Raw genomic sequence first — 20,647 nt, 5'->3', positions numbered from 1 at the left:
CGGCGTCCTTGACCGGTTCGGAGGTGCCGGGGACCGACGGTGCTTTGGCGCGGGCGGCGATGTGGCGGGCGGTGACCTTGTCGCCGAGGTCGCGGATGGACTGGGGGGACGGTCCGATCCAGATCAGTCCGGCGTCGATCACGGCCTGGGCGAAGTCGGCGTTCTCGGAGAGGAATCCGTAGCCGGGGTGGATGGCGTCGGCACCGGACTTTGCGGCGGCGTCGAGGATCTTGTCGATCACCAGATACGACTCCGCAGATGTCTGCCCGCCGAGGGCGAAGGCCTCGTCGGCCAGGCGTACGAACGGGGCATCGGCATCGGGCTCGGCGTACACAGCGACACTGGCCAACCCGGCATCGGCGGCCGCCCGGATCACCCGCACCGCGATCTCACCACGATTGGCGACAAGAACCTTCGAGATTTTCTTATGGGAAGTCGAGGTGGTCATATACTGAAATTCCTTCACTGGCCAAATCGGGCATTGACGAAAAGGGCTGGGGCACTGGCAAGTCCGTAGCGATGCTGATCCTCGGGCCGGCCCCACAGGTCCGATACCGCCGGAGCTTCGGCGACCACCGACGTCTGCGCAGCGGTCAGAACAGCAACCACTGCGGCGATGTCGGTGTCGGTGGGCTTCCCACGAAACGACCAACTGGGCGACGCAGCAACATGATTCGCGCCGCCGTTCGTTTCGCTCACTGCGTCACGATTCGCTTCGCCGCTCATAGTGGGATGTTTCCGTGTTTCTTGGGTGGGAGGGTGACTTGTTTGCGTTCGAGCAGTCGTAGCGCGGTGACGATCTGGCCGCGTGTGTGGCTCGGCGGGATGACCGCGTCGAGGTAGCCGCGTTCGGCAGCGATGTAGGGGTTGACGAGGGTGTCCTCGTATTCCTGCTGCAATGTCAACCGGAGAGCGTCGACGTCCTCACCGTTCTTCGCGGCCTCCAACAGTTTCTTGCGGTAGACGAACCCGACGGCACCGGAGGCTCCCATGACGGCGATCTGCGCGGTCGGCCACGCCAAGTTCACGTCGGCTCCCATGTGCTTGGACCCCATCACGTCGTATGCCCCGCCGTACGCTTTGCGGGTGATGACGGTGATCTTCCCGACGGTCGCTTCCCCGTAGGCGTACAACAGTTTCGCCCCACGCCGGATGATGCCGTTGAATTCCTGCCCCGTCCCGGGCAGAAAGCCCGGTACATCGACCAGGGTGATGATCGGGACGTTGAAGCAGTCGCACGTGCGGACGAACCGGGCTGCTTTCTCGGAGGCATCGATATCGAGGGTGCCCGCGAACTGGGTGGGTTGATTGGCCACGATCCCCACCGACCGGCCGTCGATCCGCCCGAACCCGACGATGATGTTGCGGGCTCGACCTTCCTGGACTTCGAGGAATTCGTCGTCGTCGAGGATCCGGGTGATCACCTCGTGCATGTCGTACGGGGTGTTCGGTGAATCGGGGATCAGGGTGTCGAGTTCGAGGTCCTCGGCGGTCAGCGAGTCCTCGATCGCCCCGCTGATCGGATCCGACGCCGCCGTGCGCGGGGCGTCGGCGCGATTGTTCGACGGTAGGTAGGACAGCAGGTCCCGGACGTAGTCGAGGGCGTCCTGTTCGCCGGACGCGACGTAGTGCGCGACCCCGGACTTCTCCATGTGGGTGTGGGCGCCACCGAGTTCTTCCATGGTGACGTTCTCACCGGTGACGGTTTTGATGACGTCGGGGCCGGTGACGAACATCTGGCTCGTGCCGTCGACCATGACCACGAAATCGGTCAGGGCCGGGGAGTAGACGTGCCCGCCTGCGGCGGGTCCCATGATCACCGAGATCTGCGGGATCACCCCGGACGCGCGGACGTTGCGGTGGAAGATCTCCCCGTACAACCCGAGGGAGACCACACCTTCCTGGATGCGGGCTCCGGCACCTTCGTTGATCCCGACCAGGGGCCGGCCGGTCTTGATCGCCAGGTCCATCACCTTGACGATCTTCTCGCCGTAGATTTCCCCCAAGCTGCCGCCGAAGACGGTCGCGTCCTGGGAGAACACACACACATCGCGGCCGTCGACCGTGCCGTAGCCGGTGACGACACCGTCACCGAACGGCCGGTTGTCGGCCAACCCGAAATTCTGTGAGCGGTGCCGCGCCAACGCGTCGAGTTCGACGAACGATCCCTCGTCGAGCAACGCCGTGATCCGCTCCCGCGCAGTCAGCTTGCCCTTGGCATGGACCCGCTCCACCGCTGCCTCACCCGACGGGATCTCCGCAACCGCGAGACGTTTACGAAGATCGGCCAACTTACCCGCAGTGGTATGGATATCGGGTTCGGTCGTTGTCATGCAGATGTCCCCTACGTTGTATGGAATGGGAGATTGAGATCGTCAGTTCGTTGCAAGCGAGCGGGCAATCACCAGACGCTGAATCTGGTTGGTGCCCTCGAAGATCTGGGTGATCTTGGCGTCGCGCATGTATCGCTCGACACGGAAGTCGCGGGTGTAGCCGTAGCCGCCGAACACCTGCACCGCGTCGGTGGTCACCTTCATGGCTGCATCGGTGGCGATCAGCTTGGCCACAGAAGCATTGCGGGAGTATGGAAGTCCGGCGTCCCGACGGCGAGCCGCGTCGAGATACGTCGCGCGTGCGGAGTCCACTGCCGCCGCCATGTCCGCCAGCACGAATCCCAGGCCCTGGTGGTCGATGATCTTCTTACCGAACGCTGTGCGCTCCTGCGCGTACTTCACGGCATCGTCGAGTGCGGCTTGCGCGATTCCGACTGCAACAGCAGCGATTCCGAGCCGCCCGGCATCGAGCGCGCTGAAGGCGATCTGCAGCCCCTGCCCCTCAGCACCGATGCGCCACTCGGTCGGTACGTGCACGTCGTCGTAGTGCGCCGAGGTCGTCGGGATCGCGTGCAGCCCCATCTTCTCCTCGGGCTTGCCGAAGCTCAGGCCGTCGGTTCCATCCGGAACGAGAAAGCACGAGATGCCCTTCGATCCTTCGCCGGTCCGGGCGAACAGGTTGTAGAAGTCGGCCACCCCGCCGTGCGTGATCCACGCCTTCGAACCGTTCACCGTGTAGCCGCCCTCGGTCGGGGTGGCCTTGCAGCTCAAGGCTGCCGCGTCCGAACCGGCCTGCGCCTCGGACAGCGAGTAGGCACCGATCTGCGCCCCACCGAGCATGTCGGGAAGCTTGTCGGCTTTCTGCTGGTCGGTACCGAACGCCATCACGGGATAGCAAGCCAGACCGTGCACGCTCACTGCAACGGCCACTGCTGCCCAACGCGATGCCAGCTCTTCGAGTACCTGGAGGTACACCTCGTACGGCTGGCCACCACCGCCCCAGTCCTCTGCGTACGGCAGGCTCAGCAGCCCTGCTTCACCGAGAGTGGCGAACACGCCTGTCGGATAGGTCTCGTTGCGCTCGTGGTCGTCGACGATCGGGTCGAGCACCTTGTCTGCCACGTCGCGGGTCAGCGCGATGAGGTCGCGCGCTTCGGCGGTGGGCAACAGACGATCGACGGGCACGTGAACCTCCGGGATGTTCGGCATCAGTACTGAAGAATGATCCGCAGTACTGACGAACAGTACTGCACAACTCGATGCAGTACCATCTCTTCTGTGAACGCACCCGTGACCTCGCATGCCACGGCGCGCCGTTCCGAACTCTTCGACCAGCTCGTCAGCCTGTTTCTGGCAGAGGGCTTCGCACACCTGACGCTCGACACCATCGCGGCCCGGCTTCGGTGCTCCAAGTCCACCCTGTACACCCTGGCGTCGAGCAAGGATCAGCTGGTCGGCGGGGCCACCGTGCACTACTTCAAGTCCATGACCACCCAGGTCGAAAACGCCGTTGCCGAGGTCGACGGCACTCGCAATCGCATCACCACGTACTTGACTGCGGTGGGTGCAGCGCTGGAATCGGCGTCCGAGCAATTCATGACCGACCTGGCATCACTCGAGGCGGCCCGCTCGGTGTACGAGCGCAATACCGCGATCGCTGCGCGCCGCGTCCAGGAGTTGATCAGCGAGGGCGTGGCCAGTGGCGAAGTACGTGATGTGCACGCGGCCTTCGTCGGCGATGTCGCTTCCTCTGTCATGGTCCGAATTCAGACTCGCGAGGTATTCCGCCTGACCGGCCTCAGTGACGGAGACGCCTACCTCGAATTGGCGAAGTTGTTGACGGCGGGCATCGGAGCGTAGTGCCGGAACCGGGGAATGAATCGACCCCGCCGAGCGCTGAGTCTACGAACGTAGTTGATCCTTCAACGAGAGAGCACACGATGAAGAAGATCGGATTCCTGTCCTTCGGACACTGGTCACCGTCCCCGCAGTCGCAGACACGCTCGGCATCGGATGTGCTGTTGCAGTCGATCGACCTGGCGGTCGCAGCCGAGGAACTCGGAGCCGACGGCGCGTACTACCGCGTCCATCACTTCGCCAACCAGCTCGCATCGCCGTTTCCGCTGCTTGCCGCCGTCGGCGCCAAGACGAGCACCATCGAGATCGGCACCGGTGTCATCGACATGCGCTACGAGAATCCGTTCTACATGGCCGAGGACTCCGGCTCCGCCGACCTCATCTCGGGCGGGCGTTTGCAGCTCGGCGTCAGCCGGGGATCGCCCGAACAGGTCATCGAGGGCTATCGCTACTTCGGCTACGCACCCGCCGAGGGCTCCGATCATGCAGACATGGCCCGCGAGCACACCCGCATCTATCTCGATCTCCTCGAAGGCAAGGGTTTCGCTCAGCCGAACCCGCGGCCGATGTTTCCCAATCCGCCCGGCCTGCTGCGCCTCGAACCGCACGCACCGGGTCTGCGTCAACGCATCTGGTGGGGAGCAGGCACCCGCGAGACGGCCGAATGGACAGCACGCCAGGGCATGAACTTGATGAGCTCGACGCTGTTGAGCGAGGACACCGGGGTGCCGTTCCATCAGCTGCAGGCCGAGCAGATCGAACGATTCCACAAGACGTGGAGCGACGCCGGGCACGATTTCGCCCCTCGAACGTCCGTGAGCCGCAGCATCTTTCCGATAGTGAACGACCTCGATCGCGCCTACTTCGGCCGCGAGGGCAGCGGCGACGATCAGGTCGGCTACCTCGACGGCGGCAAGGCCCGATTCGGCAAGACATACGCAGGAGAGCCCGATCGGCTGATCGAAGAACTGGCAGCGGACGAAGCGATCGCCGCCGCGGATACTCTGCTGCTCACCGTCCCGAACCAGTTGGGTGTCGAATACTGCGCGCACGTTCTGGAGACACTGCTGCGCGACGTGGCCCCCGCACTGGGGTGGCGTTGATCACTCGGTGACCAGGGGCGATTGGTTTCGGCGGATACGGGTACTGGCAGCAGGTTCACCCGCCCCCACCTGCCAGGAGTCCTCATGCTCAAACGCGACGTATCCGCGCGCCTCGATGTAGACATCACCGCCGCCACCACTCTCGAATTCCAGATCGCGATCGCACCGCACCCCGGTACGACGGTCACCGAATCGCTCTCCTTCGTTCTCGACGGTAACCCCGTTGAGGCGAAGGAAGTGAGCGGACCGCACGGCAACCGCATTCACGTCATGCCCGCCGACGTCGGCAACTTGCAGGTCTCGTACGACGCCACCATCCTGGGCAACACCACCCCGGCCCCCGTCACCGACTACGACATGTCGCTCTACCTCCGGCCCAGCCGTTACGCCGAAGCAGACAAGTTCTACGGCTTCGCCGCAACAGAATTCGGCGACTACGCCGATTCCGAGGAACTGCTGGCCAAGATCTCCGCATGGGTGGGCGCACGCCTGAATTACGTTCCGGGAAGCAGTGATCCGATCGACGGTGCCGTCGACACGCTGCTCGCCGGACAGGGCGTCTGCCGGGACTACTCGCACCTCGTGGTCGCCATGCTGCGTGCGGTCAACGTTCCGGCTCGACTGGTTGCGGTGTACGCACCCGGCTGCGATCCGATGGATTTTCACGCTGTCGCCGAAGCGTTCGTGGGCGGGCAGTGGCGCGTCGTCGATGCCACGTGCCTGGCACCTCGCTCGACGCTGGTCCGGATCTCGGTGGGTCGCGATGCCGCCGACACCGCATTCCTGGACAACCACAAGGGTGCCATCACACTGAACAGTTCCGTGGTCACAGCCGTGGTCGACGGCGAACTCCCCCAGGACGACATCACCGAGCTGATCTCCCTCACCTGATCCGCCGACCGACAGCGCCGTTACGTGAGCTACATCACAGCAGCGTTTGTTTTCGGCCGTGAAAACCGACTAAGTATCCGTTACCAACAATCACAGCCACCTGAGAGGGCAACAGCATGAGCTTCATCGACAAGGCCAAGAACGCAGCAGAAGACGCCATCGGCAAGGCGAAGGAAGTTGTCGGCGACGCCACGAACAACAACGACCTCGAGGCCGAAGGCAAGAAGGACCAGGGTTCGGCAGGCGTGAAGAAGGTCGGCGAGAACATCAAGGACACCTTCAAGTAACCCCCGATCTCATCGAGTGCCGCCGATCTCGATGATCGGCGGCACTCGCCTTTCACCCCACCCACTGCACACCAGGAAACGGATTCCCCTCATGACCACATCGACGGACACGACCAAGACCACCAAGCGTCGCGGCGGATTCGCCTCGAAGTTCGCCCTCCTCATCACGCTCGTGCTCGTGGCAGCACTGGTGATCTTCGTGCTACAGAACACGATTCACACGAACATCAACTTCCTGGGCTGGAACTTCGATCTCGCCCAGGGCGTCTCCCTGCTCGGCGCAGCAGTCGTCGGAGCCGTGATCACGCTGACTGCGACCGCGGCGTTCAAGGTTCGACGCGCAGTCCGATGATTCCTTTGCTCGCGCGCAAGTACCTGTACTGATACCTCATCGTCGCGATCGGCCTACCGATCCTCGCTCGACTCCTGGCCTTCGCCGGTCAGAGCCTCGAAAAGCGAACGGGAAAGGACAACGTCGTGTCCAAGGGCTTGAAATCGGCCGGCAGATTCGCGCAGAAACGAGCCGATAAGTCGGAGGGACGCAAGTCCCGACATACCCTCGGCCAGGCCGAGTCTCGGTAGAGATCGTTCAACGCTTCCCGAAGCACAGTTCGATCGTCGAACTCGACAATTTCTCGGCCGTAGGGCTGCTCTGTACCGCAGCCTCGGCCCGGGACAGCGACAACATCGTCGGGTTCGGCGATCTCCACTGCGAGGGCCTACGGCGTCGCACCGACAACTCGGCCTGTCGACTCCGGGATCCGTCGGCCGCGGACTGGGTCAATGACCCGCCGGGTCGGTGAGGGATTTGCCCTCCCGAGCCTTGACGCGCCTACGCTCCAGAAGCACCAAGGTAATTCCGGCCACCAGCAGAACCGTCGCGGCGATTGCCCCGATCCACACCCAACCGGTGAAGCCGTAACCAGCTGCGGTGAGGGTGAGACCGAGGCTCACCAGCGCCACTCCGATGCAGATGTAGCCCGGCCAGTTCCGCGTGTCGACGATCGCCTCACCTGCGTGGCCGCGGGTCGTGCGGTCGACGTCGCGGGCCCCGGCGTCGGCTTCGCTCGTGTTCTCGTCTGCCATGTGGATCCCCTCCGGATGCGGACCGTTCATCCCATTCGAGACAAACCGTCCACGACGGCTGCCCGCTCGAGACCGGAGATAAACCTGACGGCGGAAGCGATTGTCAGTCGTGCCAACTCACCGCGGCGAACGGAGCGTTGCTCGTCAGTCGGCCGACGATGCCCGCGTGCGCGAAGCTCTTGGCAGTGGCAACCGCATCCTGCACCTCCGCGCCCTTGGCAAGCTCGGCGGTGATGGCAGCCGCGAACACACATCCAGCTCCCGAGACCCGCTCGTCGCCCACTTTGGGGGCGCGCAGCACTGTCAGTTCGGAACCGTCGTAGACGACATCGACGGCTTCGTCGCCGGGCAACCCTGCACCACCCTTGACCACCACGTAGCGTGGCCCGAGTTCGGCAATGCGCTTCGCAGCCTCGCCCAAGTCGTCGACGGTCGAGATGGCGTCCATTCCGGACAACGTCTGCGCCTCGAACAGGTTGGGCGTGATCACGGTGGCCAGCGGGAGAATGTCGCGCCGGAGAGCGTTGTCGGTGTCGAGTGCCGCGCCCGGCTCCTGGCCCTTGCAGATCAGTACCGGATCGACCACCACATGCCGCCACGGCTGCAGACGCAACGAGGTCGCCACCGTCTCGACGGTACCGGGCGTACCGAGCATGCCGATCTTGACGACGTCGAGATCGTGTGCGGCCGTGGCCACTTCGATCTGATCGGCGATGACCGAGCTGTCGATGGGAACGAAACGGTGGCTCCAGCCCGACTTCGGATCGAACGACACGATGCACGTGATCGTTCCGACGCCGTACACCCCGAGTCGCTCGAATGTCTTGAGATCGGCCTGCAGACCAGCTCCGCCGGTGGCTTCCGAACCTGCGATGACATACGCGATTGTCGACATGCCATCAGTATGACAACGCGGAATCGACGGTGAATCAGGTGGTCGCATCCGATTGGGTCCGGCAGTTTCGGGGCATACGACCATTTCGGGTCGTCTCCGACGACCACGCCGCGCAGTACATCGACTTCGAGCCCAGGAGCAGCGGCGCACGGTCTGTGATCGTGCGATCACGCGACACTACGAGAGTTCGGAGGCCGAACCGTGCCCACCAGCAGGAACACGACAGCCAGTTGCGAGGACGTGTGGAACGTTCTCGCGAACGGATGGACGTACGCCACCTGGGTGGTCGGCGCATCCCGTATCCGCGCGGTCGACGACACCTGGCCCGCCCCGGGCACCGCGATCCACCATTCGGTGGGCGCATGGCCCGCGGTCCTGAGCGACGTCACGCGTTCGGTGGGACTTCACGTCAACCGAGAACTTCGACTGGAAGCGCGGGCGCTGCCGTTCGGCAAGGCCTCGATCACGGTGCGGCTGCACCCGATTGCCACCGGTTGTCGCATGGAGATCATCGAGCACGCGATCACCCCGCCGTTCGACCTGGTGCCGAACCGAGTGCAATATCTGTTGGCACATCCGCGCAACGCCGAAGCGCTTCGTCGGCTCGCTCTGCTGGCAGAGCGGTCCACGACTCCATGAGCAAGACCCCACTGCGACAGGCAGTCTCGGGCAAAATGCTGTTCGTGTTCATACTCGGCGATGTGCTGGGTACCGGAATCTACGCGCTGGTCGGCGAGATCGCAGGCGAGGTCGGCGGAGCGATCTGGCTACCGATGCTCGTGGCGCTGCTGATGGCCCTGCTCACCGCGGCCTCGTACGCCGAGCTCGTGACCAAGTACCCGAGAGCAGGTGGCGCGGCCGTGTTCGCGCAACAGGCCTACGGGCGCCCGCTCGTGTCGTTTCTGGTGGGATTCTCGATGCTCGCGGCAGGCGTCACCAGCGCCGCAGGCTTGGCGCTCGCCTTCTCGGGCGACTACCTGGGCGTGTTCCTCGACGTGCCTGCTGTGCCGGCGGCGGTCGTCTTCCTGCTACTGGTCGGGCTGCTCAACGCCCGCGGGATCACCGAATCGTTGCGGGCGAATCTCGCCATGACGATCGTCGAGGTATCGGGGCTGGTGCTGATCGTCGCCCTTGCCGGTCTCGTCCTGAGCCGGGGCGACGGCACGCCGTCCAGGGTCCTCGAATTCACCGACGAGACAACTCCGACGCTCGCAGTGCTCGGTGCGGCTCTGCTCGCGTTCTATTCGTTCGTAGGATTCGAGACGTCGGCGAACATCGCCGAGGAAGTCGAGGACGTACGCCGGGTCTATCCGCGTGCACTGCTCGGTGCCGTCACCATCGCCGGGGTGGTGTACGTGCTCGTAGGTCTTGCCGTCTCGACGGTCGTGCCTGCCGACACCCTGGCGCAATCGACCGGCCCACTGCTCGAGGTCGTCGCCGCTGCCGATGCCGGCATTCCGCCGTGGGTTTTCAGCCTCGTCGCGCTGGTAGCGGTAGCCAACGGTGCACTGCTGACCATGATCATGGCGTCGCGACTGACCTTCGGCATGGCTCGTGACGGTCTGCTTCCGGGCGCATTGGCCAAGGTTCTGCCGGGCCGCAGGACTCCGTGGGCAGCGATCGTCGCCACCACGGTCGTCGCGATGGTGTTGTGCAGCACCGGTTCCGTCGCCGCGCTGGCGGAGACGGTCGTGCTGCTTCTGCTGTTCGTCTTCGTCAGCACCAACATCGCGGTGCTCGTACTCCGTGGCGATCGGGCCGACTCCGACCATTTCCGTACACCGACAGTGCTCCCCGTCCTGGCGCTGATCACGTGCGCTGTGTTGCTGACTCAACAGTCCACGGCAACGTGGCTCCGTGCCGGACTGCTCCTCGCCGTAGGAGTCGCGTTGTACGTCGCCGGTAACGTGCTGACCGGGAAGACCACCACCGACCAGAGGAGTGCCGTCCGATGACCACCACCGAGGTCGACGCGATCGTGATCGGCAGTGGCCACAACGGCTTGGTCGCGGCGGCCGCGATGGCAGACGCCGGCTGGGACGTCGTGGTCCTCGAGGCTGCCGAACATCCCGGCGGGGCTGTGCGCAGCGCGACGCTGGTTCCTGGATTCACCAGCGATCTCTTCAGCGCGTTCTACCCACTGGCTCTCGCCTCGCCTGCCATGACGGCACTCGAGTTGGAAAGCCACGGGCTGCAGTGGTCGCACTCCCCCGCGGCGTACGGGCACGCGCTGTCTCCGCAGGACACCGACGCACCGGTCGTTCACCACGACGTGGAGACCACTGCGGCAATGCTTTCCGAACACGACAAGCGCGACGGCCGCACCTGGCTGGAGCTCTTCGAGCAATGGCAACGCATTCGCGAGCCCTTCATGAATTCGCTGTTCGGCCCGTTTCCACCCGTCGTCCCCGCGGCTCGCCTCGCCCGCACCCTCGGGGTGCCCGAGACACTGCGTTTCGCTCGATTCGCGGCCCTCCCCGCCCGGGTGATGGCACACGAGCTCTTCCACAGCGAGGCTGCTCGCTGCCTCCTGCTGGGTAACGCGATGCACGGTGACGTCCCGACCGATGCCCCGGTGAGCGGCATGATGGGTTGGCTGCTCACGATGCTGGCCCAGGATGTCGGGTATCCCGCCCCGGTCGGTGGATCGTCGGCATTGACGAGCGCGTTGATTCGCCGTGGTGCCGCGTCGGGTGCGGTGCTCGAGTTCGGTCAAGCGGTCGAGCTCATCGATGTACGAGGCGGCCGCGCTCGTGCCGTGCACACCGCGGCCGGAGATACGTTCCGGGCACGCAGAGCGATCGTCGCCGACGTATCCGCACCGGCGCTGTACGGATCGCTGCTTCCGTTCGACGCCGTACCTCGCCGCGTGCACGACGACTTGCGCACCTTCGAGTGGGACACCCCGGTGGTGAAGGTGAACTACGCTCTCGATCGCCGAATAGCATGGAATTCGCCGTCTTTGGCCGATGCCGGCACTGTCCATCTCGGTGCGGACGACAACGGTCTCGTGCACTGGGCGGCAGATCTCACCACTGGCGTACTCCCCGAGAGCCCGTTCATGCTGTTCGGCCAGATGACCACCGCCGATCGCAGCAGGTCGCCGGAGGGCACCGAAAGCGCCTGGGCCTACACGCATCTCCCGCGGGGCGTCGTCGACGATGCCTCGGCAGACATCGTGGCGGGCCGAGTGGACGACGTCCTCGATGCGCACGCACCGGGCTTTCTCGATTCGGTCGTGGGCCGGGTCGTGCAACGCCCGAGCGATCTGCACGGTGCAGATGCCAATCTGCACGGTGGTGCGGTGAACGGCGGGACCGCGCAATTGCAGCAGCAGTTGATATTTCGCCCGACGCCTGGCCTGGGCCGGTCGGAAACCCCGGTGGAAGGGCTGTTTCTGGGATCGGCATCGGCGCACCCGGGTGGCGGAGTGCACGGTGCAGCCGGCCTCAATGCTGCCCGGGCCGCGCTCGGCCAACGAGGTGCGCGCGGCTGGGTGAAGAAAAAGATCACCGGTTCCCTCATCGATGTGCTGACCCGGTAGCGCCGTTACCGAACCGTGACCTTGTGTTACCAGTTCGAGATTCAACGACGGAGCCTTCCGCAATGACGCACTGGCATCGTTGACTGCACAACAACTCAGCGTCTCGCAGCCGGCGGTCACCGACCGGAACGAGCGCTTCGGGAAGAGGTAGACAGATGTTGACGAGCACCGCAACCATGGAACGCTCCATTCGCGACGACGAGGGCGTGTTCCGACTCGAGACGACAACTCGACCGAACGGCCACAACACACTGCGTGCCTTCGGCGAACTGGACATGTCCACTCGCGCCGAATTCGTGCACAGTCTCGACCTTCTGGCCTCCGTATCGACTCGGGTCTCGGTCGATCTGTCGGAGGTGTCGTTCATCTACTCCGGCGTCGCCAATGCAATCATCGACGCCACGTACGTGCATCCGGACAAGATCCGAGTACTTGCCCCCGCACGATCGGTGCGCATGGTGTTGGACGTGCTGGGCGCGGGCGAGCTGTTCGTCGATTCCTCTCGGTCGTGAATCCGACTCGATAACAGGTAACGTCGAACGCATGTCAGAGGAGCCGACCGGAGGACCGTTCGAGATCGTGTCGGCCGAGCACGAGGCCACCACCGTGCTGACCGTTCGAGGCGAACTCGATCTCGACACCATCCCGGAGCTGTCGGCCACTGCCTTCCCTGCGGCCGACACGGCCAGGGGCGGACTCGTGGTCGATCTGACCGACGTGAGCTTTCTGTCGTCGAGCGCGATCACGGTGCTGGTGCGGGTATGCGACCGCATGCCGGACGCGTCGCGCATGGCGCTGGTGGCAGTCAACGGCGTCGTCACTCGACCCGTTCAGCTGAGTGGAATCGACCGGGTGATGGCCACGTTCACAACGGTGCCGGATGCGGTTGCTCACGTGCAGTCGGCGACCGTCGACGACGAGGCCGCTCGATGAACGGCCGATACCCGTCCGGGCTGTGCTCATGAGCGGGGTCACTCCCACGCCGTCGAATCGGCGTTGGACGCACACCGCTCCCGCTGAGTCGACCGTAGCGACGGTTGTTCGCCGACGGTTGCACAGTTGGGCTCTCGAACTGGGGGTGAGCGACTCCTTGGTCGACGACATCGTGCTCGGAGTCTACGAGGCACTCGCCAACGTCGTCGAGCACGCCTACCGCTCGGCACCGGAGCCCGGAACGATGACCATCACCGCCGCGTACGAACACGAGACACTGACCGTCACGGTCTCCGACACCGGAACATGGCGGCCACCGACACCGACGACCAACCGCAGCCACGGTCTGCAACTCGCTGCTGCGGTGGCCGACGATCTCGTCGTCGACCACCGGCCGGGGTTCGGCACCATCGTGACTGCAACGTGGATGAACCCGGTCTCCGCCGGCCGTTCGAGATCTGCCACCCGCTCGTCATGACCGAAGGGAGTGCCCATGTCTGCCACCGCCGCTGAACTACTCGACACGGCACCGTGTGGCGTGTTCTCGGTCGACGTCGCCACCGCACGGATCCTGTACGCCAATGCGGCCGCCGCGCGGATCACTGCACGCAGTCGTGACGCTCTCGTCGGAACAGCGGTCACCGATTTGTTCACGATCGAGTTCGAGCCGGTACTGACGGCGCTGATGGACGTTGCGTCGGGCTCACCGGACGACTCTCCGATCGGGGCCTCCGCGAAGTTGACCATCTCCGCCGAACGCAACTCCGCAATTGCCGTGTCGATACTCGCCAACAGTGTCCGCACGTCCGCGGGGGCCATGACGGTGACGATGACGCTGCACAACGAGACCGAGCGTCACGTGCGCGAAAAGGATCTGATCGACGCCCGCGACAATGCCGAGGCCGCGCAGGACACCGCCGAGGCCGCACTGGACAGATCACAGGACGCACTCGGCGCCTCGGAACAAGCACGCAAGCAGGCAGAGGCGGAGAAAACGCAGGTGCAGATTCTTGCGTCGACCCTGCAACGCACCCTGCTGCCCCCGATCCTGTCCGCTCCGACAGGCATGAACGTCGCGGCCCACTATCACCCCGCATCGATCGACGAGGTCGGTGGCGACTTCTACGACGTGTTCCCACTCGACAAGGACACATGGGGATTCTTCCTCGGCGACGTCAGCGGCAAGGGCGCGGGAGCCGCCGCCGTCACCTCGCTGACCCGATACACCCTGCGCGCAGCCGCAGTGTTCGACCGCAATCCGATCTCCGTGCTGGAAAACCTCAACACCGTTCTGCACCACGAGTTTCACGGCGACGACCCGCGATTCTGCACGGTGGTGTTCGGCACCATCTCGCCCGGACCCGACGGCGCAGAGGTTCACCTCGCCAGCGGCGGGCACCCGCCTGCGCTGCGCGTCACTCGCGACGCGGTCGTGGACTTCGTCGACACCACCGGTGGCCAGTTGGTCGGAGCATTGGCCGAACCGCATTTCGCGTCTGCATCGGTGACGCTGCGACCCGGTGACGTCATGGCCTTCTACACCGACGGGTTGACCGAGGCGATCGTCGGACCCGGGCGGACGCGCTTCGACGACGACGGTGGCCTCGAATCTTTCGCTGCCGGAAAGGGTCCGACGACGGCACCGAAGATCGTCGACGACCTCACGTCGCTCTTGGCCTCCTTCGGGGACGGCCTGCAGGACGACGTCGCACTGCTCGCCTTCGAGGTCCCTCTTCCTGACTGAAGCTCGGCCGAGGCGTGATTATCGCACCAGGCCTCGATCATCGAGAGAGTATTCCGGACAGGAAGACCCTCAGAACAACGTCGGCGACCTCCTCCGGGGGCTCGGCAGACCGCGTCACAGATCTGATCACCACGTTGTTGGCGAGTATCGTTGCCAATTCGAGTGCAGACGCATCGGTGGCGAAATCACCTCGGCGCTGCCCGCTTTCGATGACCGGAATGAGCGCTGACGGCACCGGAAGATGTTCCCTGATGGTGGTGACGGTACCGGGCTCGTGAAACTGCTCGAAGCTCAGCGCCAGCAACATTCCCGAGCTCATCGCCCGATTACTCGCCACGAACTCCGCCAGCCGGTTCACCGTACGGGTAAGGGCGACAACCGGTTCCACTTCGAGACGAGCATCTGCGCGACCCAGTCGGAGGACCCGCTCGAACTCGGGTGTCAGCGCGGCAACGATGATGTCGACTTTGCTGGGAAACAATCGTTTGAGATCGGTGACGCTCAGAGAGGAGGCCGACGCGATGTCGGCAAGAGTGACCGAGAAATAGCCGTGTTCCGAGAACAGCGCCTCGGTGGCCGCGATGACATCGGATTCGATATCGACCCTGGAAAGATCGAGGGATTCGAGTGATGGCGGAGCATCGACCTGCTGCGCGGTGCCCTGCCATCGATCCGAGTGCACCGGGTCCACCGCCCAGTCCAGCAACGAGTCGACTACCTCGGACACCCGTGCCGCGGAGATCGTTCCCGGGCTGAGCGTCTCCCGGAAGGCAAGCCCGTCGAGCAGAGCGACGAAAACCGTGGACAGGTCGGCCACCGTCAAAGGCCTTTTCACCGAACCGCCGCGAGCACGAAGTCGGTTGCGGATTGTGCTCTCGGCGGCGCGATCCATGGCATCGAATTCCGGTGCCAGCGACGATCGGGCCCCGGCATGATCGGAGGCGATCATGCCGCCGATCATCCTTCTCCGCATCAAGCCCGACGTCAGGTGCTCGAAATAGACCGCGAGTTCGACGGAAGGCTGCTCGCCGGATTCATCGGGCGGTGAGTACTGCAACGACACGTGTGTGAGTAGATCCTCCACGAACGCTTCCTTGCCGCCGCGCTCCTCGGCGCGGGAGGAGCCGGGATACACGTTGTGGAAAGTCTGATGCGACAGTCCCGCCTCGTCCACGATCGCGGCAATGGACAACGATTTGGCCAGCACCGACATATCGAGGTCGGCCAGCAAACGCAGCCCCGCCCCGAGCAGTTGTTCACGTGGTGTGGATTTCGTGCTCAACGACAGCCGCCTACGAATGTGTGACCTTGTGGACATCGAACCATAGCAACCGGATTTGCCCGGCCATGAGTTTTACAACTCTATAAAAAACGACCGATAACCCGCTACAAAACCGTGCTCGAGCTCGAACTCGGTGGTGTTGTTTCATGTTTTCCGCCGTGGTCGGATGATCGAAACACCCAACACGGACAGCGGGGGCGAATGTGATGCGAACGATGGATTCGGGTGTTACCACCACACCGATCCAGCCCATACCCGTTCCGACGGCTCAGTCCTCGCAGCGCTTTGCACCACGCCGCAGCGCATCGACCATGAGGTCTCGGACCGTCTCGACTCCCAGCACCGACAGATCCCGGTCACACGGCGAGACGTCCGACTTCGCCGATCCGGGCCTCACCGCGCGCGAGATCGCAGTCCTGGGTGCGTGGTTGCGCTGCGACTCCAAGCAGGAAGTGTGTGCGGTTCTGCACATTGCGCTCGGCACAGTCAACACCCACCTGACTCGAATTCGCGCGAAGTATTCCACTGTCGGGCGAGCGGCACCCACCAAAGCGTCTCTCGTGGCCCGCGCACTGCAAGACGGCTTGGTCACCCTCGACGATCTCTGACCGATAGCCGTCTCCAACCTCCTGGTCAGGCTCGTTTCACCCACGGGTCCGCACGACGCCACAGGGTCGGCAATTCGAGGTCGATCCCGTCTCGTCGCGCGCAGACGTTCAGCACATCGATGGAAGCAGACATGTCGTCGAAGGCGTATGGAAGTGCCTGCAATGGTTCGTCCAGGGGTCGAAAGAAGTTGTCCCAGTGCGTCAATACCACGCTTCGGGCGTGGACCGCCCGGACCGTCTCCTGCCAGTACTGCTCGACGAACACGCGCGGTCGGCGGCCGAGTTGGCCGATCGACAGGTAAACCACGTCGGCAGGGCGACCGCGGAGCATGCCGACCCGAAAACCGGCGCTGCTGTGCACGAGTGCGGTTCGGCCGCTGGGCAGGTGTTCGATGTGCATCGACCAGGCCTCGCCGCATCGGTACTCCCGCACACGTGCGGGCTGGCTCAGCGGTCGGTCGATCGTTCCGTGCGCTCGATCCGGATACGAATGAACCGATTCCACGAACGTGACGGCGAAGTTTCCCTGGACCGCTGTCGCACCGTTCTCGACCACGACGATGCGGTCGTCGGGTAGATCCGAACCCCGCCCGATGAAGCCGGTCGAGGTCCCGCCGACCAGATCTGCACCGGTGCGCAGCGCTACCGCCGCAGAGTCCAGTGCGTGATCGTAGTGCGAGTGGGCACACAGAACGGCGTCGAGCGTGGTGATTCCGGCTCGATGGAGGGCAGCGTCGATCCGGTGCATGTCCGACCGCAGCGGTAGTGCAAGGGTTTTCGGGAGCGACGGTCGCGAGAAGAAGCCGTCGGTGAGGATCGCCGATTCGCCGTCGTCGAACAGTAGTGTGCTGACACCGAGGAACGACACCGTCACCGGCGACCGGGGACTCGCCGACGCAGTGGTGGCAATCTCCGTCGCACCCGGCAGCCCGGGACGACCGAGGCGGAGGACCACCGTCACGCTTGCGCTGCGAGCGCGCGTCCGGCCTGTCGGCCACCGAAGATGCACCCACCCAGGAACGTTCCTTCCAGTGAGCGGTATCCGTGCACTCCACCACCGCCGAATCCGGCGATCTCACCGGCCGCCCACAGTCCCTCGATCGCCTGTCCGTCGCCGTCGAGGACGCGCCCCTGCAGGTCGGTTTGAATGCCGCCCAGGGTCTTTCGCGTGATGATATTCAGGCGCACGGCAATCAACGGACCCGACTTGGGGTCGAGGATCTTGTGGGGTGACGCGGTACGCGCGATCCGCTCTCCGCGCGAACGACGCGAGTTGTGGATAGCAGAGATCTGTAGATCCTTGGTGAAGGGGTTGTCGACCTCACGGTCGCGGGCCTCGATCTGTCGCCGCAGATCGGCGAGGTCGATCAGGTCCTCACCGGCAATCTTGTTCATTCCCTGGACGAGGTCGCCGAGGGAGTCGGCGACGACGAAATCCTCGCCGTTCTTCTTGAACGCCTCGACCGGTTCGCTGGCACCGGGCAACACCCGGCTGAGAACGAGCTTGAGGTTCTTGCCGGTGATGTCCGGATTCTGTTCCGATCCCGAGAGCGCGAACTCCTTTTCGATGATCTTCTGGGTGAGGACGAACCAGGAGTACTCGAATCCGCTGTCCTGGATGGCTTTCAACGTTCCGAGAGTGTCGAATCCCGGGAAATTGGGAACCGGGAAGCGTCGACCACGCGCGTCGAACCACATGGACGAGGGACCGGGAATGATTCGGATTCCGTGGTTCTTCCAGATCGGATCCCAGTTCTTGATGCCCTCGGTGTAGTGCCACATGCGGTCCTTGTTGACCAGACGGCCCCCGACTTTCTCGGTGATGCCGAGCATCCGGCCGTCGACGTGTTCGGGAACTCCCGAGATCAGCGACTTCGGAGCTGATCCCAACCGGGCCGGCCAGTTCTCCCGCACCAGATCGTGATTGGCACCGATGCCTCCAGCGGTGACGAGCACGGCCCCGGCGCGCAGCTCGAACTCCCCCACCTCGACGCGAGTACTACCTGTACCGCGCTCTGCTGCACTGGCTTCGAGGACAGCGCCGCGGACGCCTTCGACCGCACCTGCACTGACGACGAACTCGTCCACCCGGTGCCGAAAACCGAAGCGTACCAATCCCTTGTCGGCCGCCTCGCGCACGCGCCGCTCGAACGGTGCGACAACGCCGGGGCCGGTCCCCCAGGTGAGGTGGAAACGCGGCACAGAATTGCCGTGGCCCTCGGCGAGGTATCCACCGCGTTCGGCCCATCCGACGATGGGAACCCAGCGCATCCCCTGTGCATGCAGCCACGAGCGCTTCTCCCCCGCTGCGAAGTCGAGGTACGCGCGCGCCCACTGGTGACCCCAGTAGTCCTCGCCTGCGGGATCGTCGATGCCGCGGTCGAATGTCGCGGTGCCGAGCCAGTCTTGCCAGGCCAGTTCTGCAGAGTCCTTGATACCCATGCGTCGCTGCTCCGGGGTATCGACCATGAACAAACCGCCGAGCGACCAGAACGCCTGACCACCCAGGTTCTGTTCGGGCTCCTGGTCGAGGAGGAGGACCCGTTTTCCGGCGTCGGCCAATTCGGCGGTTGCCACCAGACCTGCCAGGCCGGCACCCACCACGATCACGTCTGCGTCCATTGGCCCCACTCTTCTGTTCGACTCGGCTGTCTCCCTCGACTGTGCTGTCGTGAGCACCGTAACTCAAGGAAATCTGCACCAATGATGAATCGGTCTATCAGCAACTGACAAACTGTGACACGATGCCGCGATGTACCCAGCCCGAGCCGCGGTGGTCGCCGAGATCGAAGGGGAGCTGGTCGCCGTCGTGGCGTCGGCAGTGCAGGCCGTTCGCGACGCAATCCCGGTGTACCGCAACCTGCACGGGCCTCAACTGGCCGATGTGGAGGCAATCGCGTATTGGTCGTTGCGACGCCTGATGACGTTGTGGGCGGGCGGCGACTCGACCATCGACGAGCGAGATCACAGTAGATTCCGCGCAATCGGTGCCGCGCGCGCCGCCGACGGGCGGCCGTTGGCCGACGTGCTCCGAGCGTACCGAGTCGCGTCGAGCGTGTTCGTTCGGCACGTGACCACCGAGTATCTCGACGCACTCGAACCGCCGGACATCGCTGAACTCAGCCTGGGAGTGCTCGACGCCATCGATGCGATATCCGAGGAGATCATCGGCGCGTATATCGTTGCCCGCGAACAGCTCACATCCAATCGTGCACAGGCGCATGCGCTCTTGCTCGACGACCTCGTGGCAGGCAGGCAGAATTCGCCCGGCGCGCTGGCCGATCGCGTCCGCGAACTGGACCTCGAGCTGCCTACTCACCCGAATGTGCTGGTGGTCGAGCCGATGGACGCAGGCAGGTCACTGACCGACGACACCGTCGAATCTCTGGTTCTCGCACTGGGACTCACCCCACCCGACCGCACTGCGCAGTCGACTCGACGAAGTCATCTGTGCACTCGGCGTGATCAGCGCGCAATCCTGTTGTTGCCCAATGCCATCGAGCGCACCGAGGTCGAGGCCGCCTGCAACGAGATGATGCTGCGCGGGTGCCTGGTAGTGCGATCGACCATTGTCGGTGTAGGACGTGCGTGGAGACTTGCTTCGGAGGCGCTGGACACGGCACCGGACCACGCGTTCGACGACCGTGCCGTGCTCGACAGTGGCGACGGCCAGTTGCTGGCACTGTTGACCGCACGGTCCACCGCGGACACGAGCGAGGTGGTGCGCACCGTTCTCGGCTCGCTCACCGAGTCGGCGAACAAGCATATCCTCGACGGGCTTTCGGCCTTCATCGCCACCGGCACCGCCACGGCCGCCGCGGCACAGTTGCATGTGCATCCGCAGACTCTGCGCTACCGACTGCGCCGAGCCCAGGAACTGACCGGCCGAGATCCGCGATCTGCGTGGCATCGACTCGCATTGGACACCGCGATTCAACTGCGGCAACTCGGTTGATCCGGTTCGGCGGCCATCGCTGCGGCGCACGAATGTCCGACGATCCAAGCGGTGGCATGCTGGAGACACCGACAACGAGACCGTCGAACAATGGGCACCCATGCATGAATCTTTGCGCGGTCTCGTCCA

23 protein-coding genes are annotated in these 20,647 nt (G+C 64.3%); 14 read left to right on the top strand and 9 right to left on the bottom strand.

The window, feature by feature from the left end; genetic code table 11:
• The 4 genes from MTX35_RS18500 to MTX35_RS18485 all read right to left on the bottom strand — a co-directional run.
• The coding region (locus MTX35_RS18500) for a biotin carboxylase N-terminal domain-containing protein (RefSeq protein ID WP_279396061.1) at window positions 1-448 on the bottom strand (448 nt) is incomplete at its 3' end.
• A gap of 14 nt (window positions 449-462) precedes the next feature.
• Window positions 463-699, bottom strand: a complete 237-nt coding sequence (locus MTX35_RS18495; protein ID WP_243596370.1) for an acyl-CoA carboxylase epsilon subunit — start codon at window positions 697-699, stop codon at window positions 463-465.
• A 23-nt stretch (window positions 700-722) separates the two neighbouring features.
• The gene (locus tag MTX35_RS18490) at window positions 723-2,333 is read right to left on the bottom strand and encodes an acyl-CoA carboxylase subunit beta (RefSeq protein ID WP_243596369.1); all 1,611 of its coding nucleotides are present in this window, start codon (window positions 2,331-2,333) and stop codon (window positions 723-725) included.
• A gap of 42 nt (window positions 2,334-2,375) precedes the next feature.
• Complete coding sequence (locus MTX35_RS18485; RefSeq protein ID WP_243596368.1) at window positions 2,376-3,518, bottom strand: acyl-CoA dehydrogenase family protein; 1,143 nt, start codon at window positions 3,516-3,518, stop codon at window positions 2,376-2,378.
• Window positions 3,519-3,611: 93 nt separating this feature from the next.
• Between MTX35_RS18485 and MTX35_RS18480 the strand changes: the two genes are divergently transcribed.
• From MTX35_RS18480 to MTX35_RS18460, 5 genes are all read left to right on the top strand, one after another.
• Window positions 3,612-4,193, top strand: a complete 582-nt coding sequence (locus MTX35_RS18480) for a TetR/AcrR family transcriptional regulator (protein ID WP_222092734.1) — start codon at window positions 3,612-3,614, stop codon at window positions 4,191-4,193.
• A gap of 80 nt (window positions 4,194-4,273) precedes the next feature.
• Window positions 4,274-5,293 carry an LLM class flavin-dependent oxidoreductase gene (locus MTX35_RS18475; RefSeq protein ID WP_243596367.1) on the top strand — a complete coding sequence of 340 codons (1,020 nt, stop codon included), beginning with the start codon at window positions 4,274-4,276 and terminating at the stop codon, window positions 5,291-5,293.
• An 84-nt stretch (window positions 5,294-5,377) separates the two neighbouring features.
• Window positions 5,378-6,184: a transglutaminase family protein gene (locus MTX35_RS18470; RefSeq protein ID WP_243596366.1), complete on the top strand. Its 807-nt coding sequence runs from the start codon at window positions 5,378-5,380 to the stop codon at window positions 6,182-6,184.
• 116 nt (window positions 6,185-6,300) lie between these two features.
• Complete coding sequence (locus tag MTX35_RS18465; RefSeq protein WP_243596365.1) at window positions 6,301-6,471, top strand: CsbD family protein; 171 nt, start codon at window positions 6,301-6,303, stop codon at window positions 6,469-6,471.
• 91 nt (window positions 6,472-6,562) lie between these two features.
• Window positions 6,563-6,823, top strand: coding sequence for a lipopolysaccharide assembly protein LapA domain-containing protein (locus MTX35_RS18460; protein WP_243596364.1), 261 nt, complete (start codon window positions 6,563-6,565; stop codon window positions 6,821-6,823).
• 428 nt (window positions 6,824-7,251) lie between these two features.
• Here the strand turns inward: MTX35_RS18460 and MTX35_RS18455 are convergent, their stop codons facing one another.
• Both MTX35_RS18455 and thiD read right to left on the bottom strand, forming a co-directional pair.
• Complete coding sequence (locus MTX35_RS18455) at window positions 7,252-7,557, bottom strand: hypothetical protein (protein WP_243596363.1); 306 nt, start codon at window positions 7,555-7,557, stop codon at window positions 7,252-7,254.
• Between the two features lie 103 nt (window positions 7,558-7,660).
• Window positions 7,661-8,452, bottom strand: a complete 792-nt coding sequence (gene thiD, locus MTX35_RS18450; protein WP_243596362.1) for a bifunctional hydroxymethylpyrimidine kinase/phosphomethylpyrimidine kinase — start codon at window positions 8,450-8,452, stop codon at window positions 7,661-7,663.
• Between the two features lie 201 nt (window positions 8,453-8,653).
• Here thiD and MTX35_RS18445 point away from each other — a divergent pair, with 201 nt between their 5' ends.
• The 7 genes from MTX35_RS18445 (at window position 8,654) to MTX35_RS18415 (ending at window position 14,673) form a co-directional block, all read left to right on the top strand.
• The gene (locus MTX35_RS18445; RefSeq protein WP_243596361.1) at window positions 8,654-9,091 is read left to right on the top strand and encodes an SRPBCC family protein; all 438 of its coding nucleotides are present in this window, start codon (window positions 8,654-8,656) and stop codon (window positions 9,089-9,091) included.
• Complete coding sequence (locus MTX35_RS18440; RefSeq protein WP_243596360.1) at window positions 9,088-10,407, top strand: APC family permease; 1,320 nt, start codon at window positions 9,088-9,090, stop codon at window positions 10,405-10,407. The genes MTX35_RS18445 and MTX35_RS18440 overlap by 4 nt, the downstream gene beginning before the upstream one ends.
• Window positions 10,404-11,996 carry an NAD(P)/FAD-dependent oxidoreductase gene (locus tag MTX35_RS18435; RefSeq protein ID WP_243596359.1) on the top strand — a complete coding sequence of 531 codons (1,593 nt, stop codon included), beginning with the start codon at window positions 10,404-10,406 and terminating at the stop codon, window positions 11,994-11,996. The genes MTX35_RS18440 and MTX35_RS18435 overlap by 4 nt, the downstream gene beginning before the upstream one ends.
• Before the next feature lie 155 nt (window positions 11,997-12,151).
• Entirely contained in the window at window positions 12,152-12,508 is a 357-nt protein-coding gene (locus MTX35_RS18430) for an anti-sigma factor antagonist (protein ID WP_243596358.1), read from the top strand.
• Window positions 12,509-12,539: 31 nt separating this feature from the next.
• On the top strand, window positions 12,540-12,929 hold the full coding sequence (locus MTX35_RS18425) for an STAS domain-containing protein (protein ID WP_243596357.1): 390 nt from the start codon (window positions 12,540-12,542) through the stop codon (window positions 12,927-12,929).
• The gene (locus MTX35_RS18420; RefSeq protein ID WP_308198142.1) at window positions 12,877-13,407 is read left to right on the top strand and encodes an ATP-binding protein; all 531 of its coding nucleotides are present in this window, start codon (window positions 12,877-12,879) and stop codon (window positions 13,405-13,407) included. The genes MTX35_RS18425 and MTX35_RS18420 overlap by 53 nt, the downstream gene beginning before the upstream one ends.
• Window positions 13,408-13,422: 15 nt before the next feature.
• Window positions 13,423-14,673, top strand: a complete 1,251-nt coding sequence (locus MTX35_RS18415; RefSeq protein WP_243596355.1) for a PP2C family protein-serine/threonine phosphatase — start codon at window positions 13,423-13,425, stop codon at window positions 14,671-14,673.
• 37 nt (window positions 14,674-14,710) lie between these two features.
• Here the strand turns inward: MTX35_RS18415 and MTX35_RS18410 are convergent, their stop codons facing one another.
• Window positions 14,711-15,955 (bottom strand): TetR family transcriptional regulator, encoded by a 1,245-nt coding sequence (locus MTX35_RS18410; RefSeq protein WP_243596354.1) that lies wholly within the window; start codon window positions 15,953-15,955, stop codon window positions 14,711-14,713.
• A gap of 311 nt (window positions 15,956-16,266) precedes the next feature.
• On the opposite strand from MTX35_RS18410, the gene MTX35_RS18405 reads away from it, so the two are divergent.
• Window positions 16,267-16,563: a LuxR C-terminal-related transcriptional regulator gene (locus tag MTX35_RS18405; RefSeq protein ID WP_374230329.1), complete on the top strand. Its 297-nt coding sequence runs from the start codon at window positions 16,267-16,269 to the stop codon at window positions 16,561-16,563.
• 25 nt (window positions 16,564-16,588) lie between these two features.
• On the opposite strand, the gene MTX35_RS18400 is transcribed toward MTX35_RS18405, so the two are convergent.
• Window positions 16,589-17,518, bottom strand: a complete 930-nt coding sequence (locus MTX35_RS18400) for an MBL fold metallo-hydrolase (protein WP_374230330.1) — start codon at window positions 17,516-17,518, stop codon at window positions 16,589-16,591.
• A gap of 2 nt (window positions 17,519-17,520) precedes the next feature.
• Window positions 17,521-19,185: an FAD-binding dehydrogenase gene (locus MTX35_RS18395; protein WP_243596352.1), complete on the bottom strand. Its 1,665-nt coding sequence runs from the start codon at window positions 19,183-19,185 to the stop codon at window positions 17,521-17,523.
• Window positions 19,186-19,315: 130 nt separating this feature from the next.
• On the opposite strand from MTX35_RS18395, the gene MTX35_RS18390 reads away from it, so the two are divergent.
• A complete protein-coding gene (locus MTX35_RS18390) occupies window positions 19,316-20,518 on the top strand; it encodes a CdaR family transcriptional regulator (RefSeq protein ID WP_243596351.1) in 1,203 nt (400 codons plus the stop codon).
• The last annotated feature ends 129 nt before the right edge of the window (window positions 20,519-20,647 follow it).

It is taken from the genome of Rhodococcus sp. ARC_M12 (assembly GCF_022810385.1).
In the GTDB taxonomy this organism is placed as follows: Bacteria; Actinomycetota; Actinomycetes; order Mycobacteriales; family Mycobacteriaceae; genus Rhodococcoides; species Rhodococcoides navarretei.
The sequence above is the reverse complement of the archived record's forward strand: the minus strand, read 5'-3'. Positions and strand labels throughout refer to the sequence as shown.

Bases quoted from the DNA above. Each gene is read 5' to 3' on its own strand.
- MTX35_RS18390 (WP_243596351.1), top strand. From the start codon at position 19,316: ATGTACCCAGCCCGAGCCGCGGTGGTCGCCGAGATCGAAGGGGAGCTG.
- MTX35_RS18430 (WP_243596358.1), top strand. From the start codon at position 12,152: ATGTTGACGAGCACCGCAACCATGGAACGCTCCATTCGCGACGACGAG.
- MTX35_RS18415 (WP_243596355.1), top strand. From the start codon at position 13,423: ATGTCTGCCACCGCCGCTGAACTACTCGACACGGCACCGTGTGGCGTG.
- thiD (WP_243596362.1), bottom strand. From the start codon at position 8,452: ATGTCGACAATCGCGTATGTCATCGCAGGTTCGGAAGCCACCGGCGGA.
- MTX35_RS18440 (WP_243596360.1), top strand. From the start codon at position 9,088: ATGAGCAAGACCCCACTGCGACAGGCAGTCTCGGGCAAAATGCTGTTC.
- MTX35_RS18460 (WP_243596364.1), top strand. From the start codon at position 6,563: ATGACCACATCGACGGACACGACCAAGACCACCAAGCGTCGCGGCGGA.
- MTX35_RS18395 (WP_243596352.1), bottom strand. From the start codon at position 19,185: ATGGACGCAGACGTGATCGTGGTGGGTGCCGGCCTGGCAGGTCTGGTG.
- MTX35_RS18490 (WP_243596369.1), bottom strand. From the start codon at position 2,333: ATGACAACGACCGAACCCGATATCCATACCACTGCGGGTAAGTTGGCC.
- MTX35_RS18465 (WP_243596365.1), top strand. From the start codon at position 6,301: ATGAGCTTCATCGACAAGGCCAAGAACGCAGCAGAAGACGCCATCGGC.
- MTX35_RS18455 (WP_243596363.1), bottom strand. From the start codon at position 7,557: ATGGCAGACGAGAACACGAGCGAAGCCGACGCCGGGGCCCGCGACGTC.
- MTX35_RS18425 (WP_243596357.1), top strand. From the start codon at position 12,540: ATGTCAGAGGAGCCGACCGGAGGACCGTTCGAGATCGTGTCGGCCGAG.
- MTX35_RS18405 (WP_374230329.1), top strand. From the start codon at position 16,267: ATGAGGTCTCGGACCGTCTCGACTCCCAGCACCGACAGATCCCGGTCA.
- MTX35_RS18470 (WP_243596366.1), top strand. From the start codon at position 5,378: ATGCTCAAACGCGACGTATCCGCGCGCCTCGATGTAGACATCACCGCC.
- MTX35_RS18435 (WP_243596359.1), top strand. From the start codon at position 10,404: ATGACCACCACCGAGGTCGACGCGATCGTGATCGGCAGTGGCCACAAC.
- MTX35_RS18420 (WP_308198142.1), top strand. From the start codon at position 12,877: ATGCGGTTGCTCACGTGCAGTCGGCGACCGTCGACGACGAGGCCGCTC.
- MTX35_RS18475 (WP_243596367.1), top strand. From the start codon at position 4,274: ATGAAGAAGATCGGATTCCTGTCCTTCGGACACTGGTCACCGTCCCCG.